The 9,874-nt window shown below is 74.5% G+C and carries 7 protein-coding genes and 2 pseudogenes; all 9 read left to right on the top strand.

All coding sequences use genetic code 11. The features are described 5' to 3' along the window. A pseudogene (locus NBX02_RS12130) lies at positions 1-416 on the top strand (hypothetical protein); the annotation flags it as partial. Beyond that, positions 413-3,370 carry a carbamoyltransferase HypF gene (locus NBX02_RS12125; protein WP_250281354.1) on the top strand — a complete coding sequence of 986 codons (2,958 nt, stop codon included), beginning with the start codon at positions 413-415 and terminating at the stop codon, positions 3,368-3,370. The pseudogene NBX02_RS12130 and the gene NBX02_RS12125, both read left to right, overlap by 4 nt. Before the next feature lie 2 nt (positions 3,371-3,372). Further along, positions 3,373-3,681, top strand: coding sequence for a HypC/HybG/HupF family hydrogenase formation chaperone (locus tag NBX02_RS12120; protein WP_250281385.1), 309 nt, complete (start codon positions 3,373-3,375; stop codon positions 3,679-3,681). Then, on the top strand, positions 3,678-4,598 hold the full coding sequence (locus tag NBX02_RS12115; RefSeq protein ID WP_250281352.1) for a HypC/HybG/HupF family hydrogenase formation chaperone: 921 nt from the start codon (positions 3,678-3,680) through the stop codon (positions 4,596-4,598). The genes NBX02_RS12120 and NBX02_RS12115 overlap by 4 nt, the downstream gene beginning before the upstream one ends. 392 nt (positions 4,599-4,990) lie before the next feature. Beyond that, positions 4,991-5,572 (top strand): annotated as a pseudogene (locus tag NBX02_RS23135) (D-sedoheptulose-7-phosphate isomerase); the annotation flags it as partial. A 98-nt stretch (positions 5,573-5,670) separates the two neighbouring features. Continuing rightward, positions 5,671-6,789: a hydrogenase expression/formation protein HypE gene (gene hypE / locus NBX02_RS12105; RefSeq protein ID WP_250281349.1), complete on the top strand. Its 1,119-nt coding sequence runs from the start codon at positions 5,671-5,673 to the stop codon at positions 6,787-6,789. Between the two features lie 426 nt (positions 6,790-7,215). Beyond that, positions 7,216-7,488: a HypC/HybG/HupF family hydrogenase formation chaperone gene (locus NBX02_RS12100; RefSeq protein ID WP_250281347.1), complete on the top strand. Its 273-nt coding sequence runs from the start codon at positions 7,216-7,218 to the stop codon at positions 7,486-7,488. A gap of 256 nt (positions 7,489-7,744) precedes the next feature. Next, complete coding sequence (gene hypD, locus NBX02_RS12095) at positions 7,745-8,845, top strand: hydrogenase formation protein HypD (protein ID WP_250281345.1); 1,101 nt, start codon at positions 7,745-7,747, stop codon at positions 8,843-8,845. After that, positions 8,842-9,708 (top strand): DUF6390 family protein, encoded by an 867-nt coding sequence (locus tag NBX02_RS12090; protein WP_250281343.1) that lies wholly within the window; start codon positions 8,842-8,844, stop codon positions 9,706-9,708. The genes hypD and NBX02_RS12090 overlap by 4 nt, the downstream gene beginning before the upstream one ends. The last annotated feature ends 166 nt before the right edge of the window (positions 9,709-9,874 follow it).

Here is a 9,874-nt window from a genome sequence, read left to right as displayed (position 1 = left end):
GGCCGGGCGGGCGCGGGCCGGAGGAGCGTGGGCCGGAGGAGCGTGGGCCGGAGGAATGCCGGCCGGGCGGGCGCGGGCCGGAGGAATGCCGGCTGGACGGGCGCGGGCCGGACGGGCAGGCGCCCGGCTCGCCGGCGGGCCGTCCCGGTGAGGTCACGGTGTTCCTCGTCGAGGCCGAGCGTGTGGACGTGGGCTGGGAGCTGTCCGAGGTGGTACGCCGGGCCATGTGGGAGGTCATCGGCCTGATCGAACGGGACTTCCTGGCCGGGTTCCGCCGTCCCGGGGCGGCTGCCACACGTCCAGAGCCATACCGCCCGGCCGCCCACGGGCACGGAAACGGGCACGAAAACGGACACGGACACGGACACGGCGAGGGTGGCCAGGCGGCTGGCGCCCACCCGGGGCCGGCCGCATGACGGCCGAAGGCGTCTGCCCGGTCACTGCCGATCATTCACGTGTCGCGGGACAGGGCCGTCCCGGGGCCGTGTGGCGGCGGCGGATACGGGTCGAAGGCGTTGTGCAGGGGGTGGGGTTCCGGCCGTTCGCCCACCGGCTGGCCGCCGGCCTCGGCCTCGACGGTTTCGTGGGCAACGACAGCGGCTCGGTGTTCATCGAGGTCCAGGGCGGCCCGGCGGCGGTCGCGGAGTTCCTGCGGCGGCTGCGCGGCGACGTGCCGGCCCCGGCCCGGGTCACCACCGTGCGGGTGGACGACATCCCGCCGGTTGCCGGGGAGGCCGGCTTCCATATCGTGGCCAGCCGCGGCGGCGGCGAGGACACCCGCGCCGCTGGCGCCGTTGGCGCCGCCGGCGTCGCTGGCGCAGGCGGCACTGGTGGCACAGGTGGCACAGGTGGCACAGGTGGCACCGCTGGCAGCGCTGGCGCTGTCGTCCCCCCGGACATGGCGGTGTGTGACGACTGCGTACGGGAGCTGTTCGACCCGGCCGACCGGCGCTACCGCCATCCGTTCGTCACCTGCGCCGCCTGCGGCCCCCGGTTCACCATCATCCGGTCGCTGCCCTACGACCGGGCGGCCACCACCATGGCGGGCTTCCCGATGTGCCCGGCCTGCGCGGCCGAATATCACGACCCGGCCGACCGCCGCTTCCACGCCCAGCCCGTGTGCTGCCCGGACTGCGGGCCGCGGCTGTCCTTCGTCCCCTGCGCCGCCGAGGTGCCGGGGGCGCAGGGCACCGGGCCGGACGAGGCGCTGGCCGCGGCCCAGCGGGCGCTGGCCGACGGCCGCGTCGTCGCGGTGAAGGGGATCGGCGGCTACCACCTGGCCTGCCGGGCCGACAGCCCGGCGGCGGTGCGGCTGCTGCGCGCGCGCAAGGCGCGGGCGGGCAAGGCGTTCGCGGTGATGGCCCGGGATCTCGACGTGGCCCGGCAGCTCGCCGAGATCAGCCCGGCCGAGGCCGCGGTGCTGCGCGGCCCGGCCCGGCCGGTCGTGCTGCTGCGGCGCCGGCCGGACGCCCCCGTCACAGCGGACGTGGCGCCCGGCAACCCGCTGATCGGCCTGCTGCTGCCCTACTCGCCCCTGCATCACCTGCTGTTCGCCCAGGTGCCCGGCGCGGACGTCGCGCCCCCGGCGTGCGTCGTGCTGACCAGCGCCAACCTGGCCGGCGAGCCGATCTGCTTCGAGGACGCCGACACCGACACCGCCGGCACCGACACCGCCGACACCGCCGACACCGCCGGCACCGGCACCGCTGACGTCTGCGGCCGGCTGCCGGCGCTGGCCGACGCGATACTCACCCACGACCGTCCGATCCTGCTGCCCTGCGATGACTCGGTGGTCCGCGTCGTCGACGGCCGTGAGCTGCCGATCCGCCGCTCCCGCGGCTACGCACCGTTGCCGATCGACCTCGGCCGGACGGCGTCCACGGGCGGTCCCGGCCGGACGGCGTCCACGGGCGACCGTGAGCGGGAGGCGGATCAGGATGGTTCACGTTGGCCGGCCGAGGGGGTCCTGGCCGTCGGCGGGGAGCTGAAGAACACCTTCTGCGTCACCGACGGTGAGCGTGCGTTCTGCTCGGCGCATGTCGGTGACATGGGATCCCTGGCGACGCTGCGTGCCTTCGAGCGGTCGGTCGGGCGGCTCACCGCCGTATACGCCGTGCGCCCGGCGCGGCTGGCCGCCGACGCCCACCCGGGGTACTCGACCCGCCGCTGGGCCGAGCGCCACGCCGGGGACCAGCCGCCGCTGCTCGTCCAACATCATCATGCGCACGTGGTCTCCCTGCTCGCCGAGCACGGCAGGCTGGGCGAGCCGATCATCGGAGTGGCCTTCGACGGCACCGGCTACGGCATCGGGGGTACTGGCGGGGCTGGCATCGGTGGTGTCGGTAGCGCTGGCGGTGCAGTTCGGGGCAGTGCGGTTCGGGACGGCGCGGGCCGGGGCGGTGCGGTTCGGGACGGTGCGTCCTGGGGCGGGGCGGGCCAGGGCGGGGCGGCTCAGGGCGGTGAAGTCTGGGGCGGTGAGGTCTGGGGCGGTGAGGTGCTGCTGCTCGGGACGGACAGCCATCGCTTCACCCGCGTCGGCCATCTGCGCGCGGTGCCGCTGCCCGGTGGGGACGCGGCCGTGCGCAACCCGTGCCGGATGGCGCTGTCCCACCTGGCCGCCGCCGGCATCCCGTGGGCGCCGGACCTGCCAGCGGTCACCGCCTGCCGGCCCGCCGAGCTGGCCGCGGTGCGCTCCCAGCTCGACAGCGGCATCGGCTGCGTCCCCTGCACCAGCATGGGACGCCTCTTCGACGCGGTCTCCTCCCTGCTGGGCGTCTGCCACCGCGTCGAGTACGAGGGCCAGGCCGCGATCGCGCTCGAAGCGGCCGCGCTCGAAGCGGCGGCCGGGGCGTCCGCGGAAGTCCCGGCGTCACCGGGGGCTCGGCCGGGATCGGGGCGGCCGGTAGCGGGGGCATCGGCGGCGGGCGCGGCGGCGGTGGCGGCGGTGATGGGGACGTCAACAGGGACATCGGAGGTGCCCGGGGCGTCGGGGCTGGCGGCGGTGCCACGGCTGGCGGTCGGGGCGGACGGCGTGCTCGACCCGGCGCCACTGCTGCGCGCGCTGGTGGCCGGGCTGCGCGGCGGCACACCGGTGGCGGTGCTGGCCGCGGCGTTCCACGAGGCGGTGGCCGACGCGGTCGCCGAGGTGGTGACCCGAGTCGGCCGGCAGCGGGGCGTGCGGCTGGCCGGCCTGACCGGCGGGGTGTTCCAGAACGTGCTGTTGCTGCGCGCCTGCCGGGACAGGCTGCGCGCCGCCGGATTCGACACGCTCGTCCACCACCTGGTGCCGCCCAACGACGGCGGGCTCGCGCTCGGGCAGGCGGCGGTCGCGGTGCTGCGCCTGCGCGCCGGGGACGAAGAGGAGAGGTGACCATGTGCCTGGGGATTCCGGGCCGGATCGTCGAGGTCTGGGACGAGAGCGGGACCAGGATGGCCCACGTCGCCTTCCCCGGTGAGACGCGGAAGGTGTGCCTGGCCTATCTGCCGGATCTCGCGGCCGGCGACTACACCATGGTGCACGCCGGTTTCGCCCTGACCCGGCTCGACCGGCGGTCGGCGCTGCGCACCCTGGACATGATGCGCGAATACGAGCTGATCGACGACACCGCGGCCGGTCATCCCACAGAAGCCGAGGAAATCAGGGGAGCCAGGGGAGCCGGGAAAATCGGGGGAATGCGATGAGTGCCCTGGCGGTCGCCAGTGGTGATGGCGCTGTGACAGGATGTTCCCGGGAGGCGCGGCGGGAGCTGGCGGGCGCCCCGGAGGTGACGGCCGGTGCTGTCGGCGGCGCCACCGAGAGCGCGGAGGTCGGCGCCACCGGTGGCGTGGACAGTGCCGACGACGGTGGGCTGACCGAGGATCTTGCCGCTGATCTCGCGGCCGCCTCGCTCGCGCTGGCCCGGCGTTTCGCCGGTGGCGCCACGCTGTGGTGCCTGTCCCCGGCGTGGGGGCCGCACGCGCACCACATCGCGGTCGAGTTCGTCCATCCGGCCGTCGTCGGCAAACCGGCGCTGCCCGCGGTGGCCGTGACCGGCCCGGATCCCGTCGCCATGATCCGGCTGGCGGCCCGGCCCGGTGACGTCGTCCTCGCCGTGGCCGCCGCCGATGATCCGGTGACGCGTTCCGTGCTGCGCCGGGCGCCGGCCTGGGGGACGGGCACGATATGGATCGGTAGCGGCCCGCGTCCGCCCGCCGGCGCGGCTGACCATGTGCTGTGGCTGGACGACCCGGATCCGCCGCTGCCGGCCACCGGCCGGTTCGTGCTCCTCTACCACCTGCTGTGGGAGCTGGCCCACCTCTGCCTCGAGCACACCTGCCTCGAGCACACCGCCGTGCTCCACCCGTCCGGGCGTGAGCAGGACGGGCGTGAGCAGGACGGGCGTGAGCAGGACGGCGGGACGTGCGTCACCTGCGGTGACGAAGGCCGGCTCGGCGAGGTGATCGCGCAACAGGGGCCGGCCGACGGCCTGGCGCTGGTGCGTACCGCCACCGGGGTGGAGCTTGTCAGCATCCTGCCGGTCGATCCGGTGACCATTGGCGATCTTGTTCTCATCCATGCCGCGACGGCGATCACCCGTCTCGACCAGGACGGTGCGTGATGGCCACCGAGCACACCGCGTTCCTGTACCCGTTCCTCCACCCCCAGGCGGACAGCGGCGACGACCGGGACAGCAGCCCCCGGGCCGGCGCTGACCGGGCCGGCCACGACCGGCACGACGGTGGCCAGGAAGACGGCGACCACCAGGGGAGCGGCCAGCGGGAGGACGACCGGGACGCTGGCGGCCGGGACGCCCGCGGTCGGGACGCCGACGGCCGAGGTGCGAGCAGTCGAGAGGCCGACAGCGAGAGGGACGACGGCCGGGATGCCGACGGCCGGGATGCCGACGGCCGGGATGCCGACGGCCGGGATGCCAGCAGTCGAGAGGCCGACAGCTGGAGGGACGACGGCCGGAATACCGGTGGGCGGCATGCCGGTGGCCCGGGGGACGCGCTGGGTGCGTTGCTGGCCGAACTCGCCGGTTCGGCGCGGGCGAAGGCCCGGGAGAGCGTGCGGCTGCAGCGCACGACGCTGCGGGAATGCGCCGAGTCGATCGCGGCCACCGCGGCGGAGATGGCACGGCGTTTCGCCCGGGGTGGACGTATGTACACCTTCGGTAACGGCGGTAGCGCGACCGACGCCGCGACCCTGGCCGAGCTGTTCTCCCGGCCGCCGCACGGGCGTCCGCTGCCGGCCTGGTCGCTGGCCGCGGACCAGGCGGTGGTCACCGCGCTCGGCAACGACGTCGGGTTCGAGCGGGTGTTCGCCCGGCAGCTCATCGCGCACGCCGGCCCGGACGACATCGCGGTGGCGCTGTCGACCAGCGGCGGCTCGGCCAACCTGCTGGCCGGGCTGGCCGAGGCCGGCCGTCGGGGAGCGCTCACCGTCGGCTTCGCCGGATACGACGGCGGACGGTTCGCCGCCGACGGGGTGGTCGACCGCTGCTTCGTCGTCCGCTCACAGAGCGTGCACCGCATCCAGGAGTCACACGCCCTGCTCGGCCACCACCTGTGGGCCGCGACACAGCAACGGATGACGGACCATCCGGCCGCGTACCCGACGTATCCGGCGTACCCGAGGTACCCGACGTACCCGACGTACCCGACGTACCCGACGGCGGGGGAGCGCACCCGATGAGCGTGGCGGACCGGACGGAGCGGACGGGCCGGGTGGAGAAGACGGACCGTGGGGAGGCGGTGCCGGCGCGGGCCGGGACGTTCCGGCGGCGCCGGCCGCGGACGCTCGGCGAGGTGGTGACCTCGGCGCACGGGGCCGGCGGGAGCGCGTCGGCGGAGCTGATCGAGACGGTCTTCGTCGACGTCTTCCGCAGTCCCGCGCTCGACGTCCTTGGGGACGGCGCGGTCCTGCCGCTGCCGTCGGGGGAGTCGCTGGCCTTCAGCACCGACTCCTTCGTGGTCCGGCCGCTGCGCTTCCCCGGCGGCTCCATCGGTGACCTGGCGGTGCACGGCACCGTCAACGACCTGGCGATGACGGGGGCACGGCCGCTGTGGCTGTCCGCGGCATTCGTGATCGAGGAGGGCTTCCCCGTCGACGAGCTGCGCCGCGTCGCCGAGGACATGGCCGAGGCGGCGCGGGCCGCGGGCGTGGAGGTGGTGACCGGGGACACCAAGGTCGTCGACGCCGGCGCGTCCGCCGGACTGATCATCACGACCGCCGGGGTGGGGCTCGTCCCGCCCGGCCGGCAGCTGTCCGCGCGGCGGGTGCGGCCGGGGGACCGGGTGCTGGTGTCCGGCACGATCGGCGAGCACGGGATGGCGGTCATGCTCGCCCGCGGCAACCTGGCGATCGACGCCGCCATCCGCTCCGACACGGCGGCGGTCGACGCGCTGGTGGAGGAGCTGCTGGCGGCGGCGCCGTCGGCACGCTGGCTGCGTGACCCCACCCGCGGCGGGGTGGGGACGGCCTGCAACGAGCTGGCCCGGGACACCGGCCTCGGCGTCCTGCTCGACGAGTGCTCCGTGCCGGTGCGCCCCGACGTGCGCGGCGCCTGCGAGCTGCTCGGCATCGACCCGCTCCACGTCGCCAACGAGGGCAGGTTCCTCGCGGTGGTGCCGCCCGAGCAGGCCCCGGCGGCGCTGGCCGCGCTGCGGGAGCATCCGCTGGGCCGGTCGGCCGCGGTCATCGGGGAGATCACCGATGGGCCGGCCGGGATCGTCGCGATGCGCACCGCCCTGGGCGGCACCCGGATCGTGGACATGCTGGTCGGCGACCCACTGCCCCGCATCTGCTGACCATGCCCCCGCCGTCCTGCCGTCCTGCCGTCCCGCCGTCCCGCCCGCCCGTTGCCGTCTGTGTCCTGTCGGTCGGTCCGTCCTTTTTCGATGATGGGAATGAGTGTGGAAGTGGCTGTTGTAGCGACCACTTCCACACTCATTCCTGGGGCGTGCCGATCCGTGAGATCGCTGGTTGGGGTGGGACGGATGCGCGGTGCGGTTGTGTTCCGGGGGCGGGGAGCGCGGGCGATGTTCGTGGTGGCTTGTCGGGCCTTGTGGCGGTGTGGGTGAGACGTGACGTGTGGTGAGAGGTGTGTGCGGGTGGGGCAGGTGGTCGCCAGGCCGTGGCGCGACCCGCCGCGCCGGGTGATGAGAGGTGTGGGCGGGTGGGCAGAGGGGTGTCGCCAGGTGGTGGCACTGCGTCGTAGCGTGAGGAGGCTGTTGATGTGTCTGGGGATTCCCGGGCGGCTTGTCGAGATCGTCGACGCGGAGCGGCATCTCGCGACGGTCGACGTCAGCGGGGTGCGGCGGACGATCAGCATCCGGCTGGTCGCGGCGGACGGCCCACGGGTCGGGGACTGGGTGCTGGTGCACGTCGGGTTCGCCCTGGCGGTGATCGACGAGGCCGAGGCGACGCGCACGCTCGAGGCGATGGAGAAGCTGGGCGCGGCCTACCAGGACGAGATCGAGGCGTTCGGCTCGTCCGCGATCCCCTGACCGCCGCGCTCGCCGCGCTCACCGTGTCGGCCGCGCTCGCCGTGTCGGCCACGCTCCTCGCGTCGGCTGTGCCCGTCGTGTCGGCCGTGCCTGCCCTGCTCGCCGTGTCCGCCTGGGCCGTCGTGTCCGCCTGGGCCGCCGTATCTGCCGGGATCGTTGCGTCTGCCACGCCTGCCGCGGCCGGTTCCACCGCTGCCGTACAGATCGTTCCGGCTCGCCGGCCGTAGCCGTCAGCCGTCACCGCGAGGAGAATCCGATGCGTTTCGTCGACGAGTTCCGCGATCCGGCGGCCGCGCGTGCGCTGGTGGCCGCCATCACGGAGCTGGCCGGGACGGACAGCTACGCGTTCATGGAGGTGTGCGGCGGCCACACCCACACCATCTACCGGCACGGCATCCAGCACCTGCTGCCCGAGTCGGTGGAGCTGGTGCACGGGCCGGGCTGCCCGGTGTGCGTCATCCCGATGGGACGGGTCGACGACGCCATCTGGCTGGCCGAGCAGCCGGGGGTCATCCTCACCTCGTTCGGCGACATGATGCGGGTGCCCGGTGGCCGCGGCAGCCTGCTGGAGGCCAGGGCGCGCGGGGCGGACGTCCGCTTCGTGTACTCGCCGCTGGACGCGCTCGGGGTGGCCGTGGACAACCCGGACCGGCACGTCGTGTTCTTCGCGGTCGGGTTCGAGACCACCGCCCCGTCCACCGCGGTGACGCTGCTGCGGGCCCGGGAGCTGGGGCTGACCAACTTCAGCGTGTTCTGCAACCACGTCACGATCATTCCGCCGCTGCGGGCGATCCTGCGCTCGCCCGGCCTGCGGCTGTCGGGCTTCATCGGGCCGGGGCACGTCTCGACCGTGGTGGGCAGCCGGCCGTACCGCTTCGTCCCCGAGACGTACGGCAGGCCGGTCGTGGTGGCCGGCTTCGAGCCGCTGGACATCCTCGCCGCGGTCGCGATGCTGCTCCGGCAGATCCGGCAGGGGCGCTGCGAGGTCGAGAACCAGTACGGCCGGGTGGTGCGCGAGGAGGGCAACCCCCAGGCGCTGGCGCTGATGGCGCGGGTGTTCGAGCTGCGGCCCCATTTCGAGTGGCGTGGGCTGGGCTTCATCGCGCAGAGCGCGCTGCGGCTGACCGACGGCTTCGCGCGGTTCGACGCCGAGCGGCGGTTCGACATGCCCGGCGTCCGCGTCGCCGACCCGAAGGCGTGCCAGTGCGGGGAGGTCCTCAAGGGCGTCCTCAAGCCGTGGGAGTGCAAGGTGTTCGGCACCGCCTGCACGCCGCAGACCCCGATCGGCACCTGCATGGTCTCCTCGGAGGGCGCCTGCGCGGCCTACTACACCTTCGGACGGATGGCCCTGCGGTGAGCGCGCCCCGTGACGAGGACGGCGCGCGGATGTTCGCCCGTTACGCCTACGCGCCGAACGAGCTCGGCTACTGCGGCCCGGCCGACGCGCCGCGGGCCCTGCTGACCGCCGGTGCCGCCGGTGCGACGGGTGCCGCGAGTGCGACCGACTCCGCCGGAGCTGGCGGAGCTGGTGCCACAGGGGGTGATCTGCGGGCGTTGGCCCGCCGCTTCCACGGAGCATGGCCGTACCTGCGGATCCTGGCCCGGCTCACCGGTATCGACGACCCGCTCGACCGCCGGGTGGTCGAGGCGTACTGGCTCGGCGGCGGCGTGTCGGAGGCGGTCGACCCCCGCGAGTTCGGCGCGGCGCTGCTGGCTGTGATCGGTCCGCAGGCCGGGTGGTACTGGCGGCACCTCACCCCGCAGATCCTTGACGAGGTCGCGCCGAACCACTGCTTCCACGTCTTCGGGGTCTACCCTTGGTCCCGGCTGCTGGACTCGCCGGACCCCACCTGGCCACTGCACGTGCTGGACAGCTGCCGGATTCGCTGGGGGCAGGTGACGGAACGCGACGGCGATCATGTCGTGGTGCGCTCCGCGGGCCTGACCTGGGAGAACGGCGGGCTCGGGCTGTCCGGGCCCCGGCCGCTGCGGGCCGCGCTCGTCACCGGCGGTGTCAGCTTCGCCCCCGACGTGCGACCGGGGGAGTGGGTCGCCCTGCACTGGGACCGGGTCAGCGGCCGGCTCACCGACGGGCAGGCCACGACGCTGCGCCGCGACACAGTGACCCAGCTTGAGCTCACCAACCGCCGGCTGGCCCGCACCCGGGAGGCCGGCCCGGCCGGGGAAGCGCCCACCCGACAGGTGCGGGACGACGCCTGACGGGTGGCGCGGCGGCGCTGCCCATGACGTCCGGCCTCCGGCCTCCGGCTTCTGGCCTGCTGTTGCTGCCCGCTGATCGCCGCTGCCCACCGCTGGCGGTGGGCTGACATGGGCTGTGCGGATCGGTTGACATGATTGGTCCAACCATCATACCGTTCTGTCAACA

The sequence above is a fragment of the Protofrankia sp. CiP1_Cm_nod1 genome (assembly GCF_920888515.1).
Classification (GTDB): Bacteria; Actinomycetota; Actinomycetes; order Frankiales; family Frankiaceae; genus Protofrankia.
Note: the sequence above shows the minus strand (reverse complement) of the source record. Positions and strands in the feature narration are given on the sequence as shown.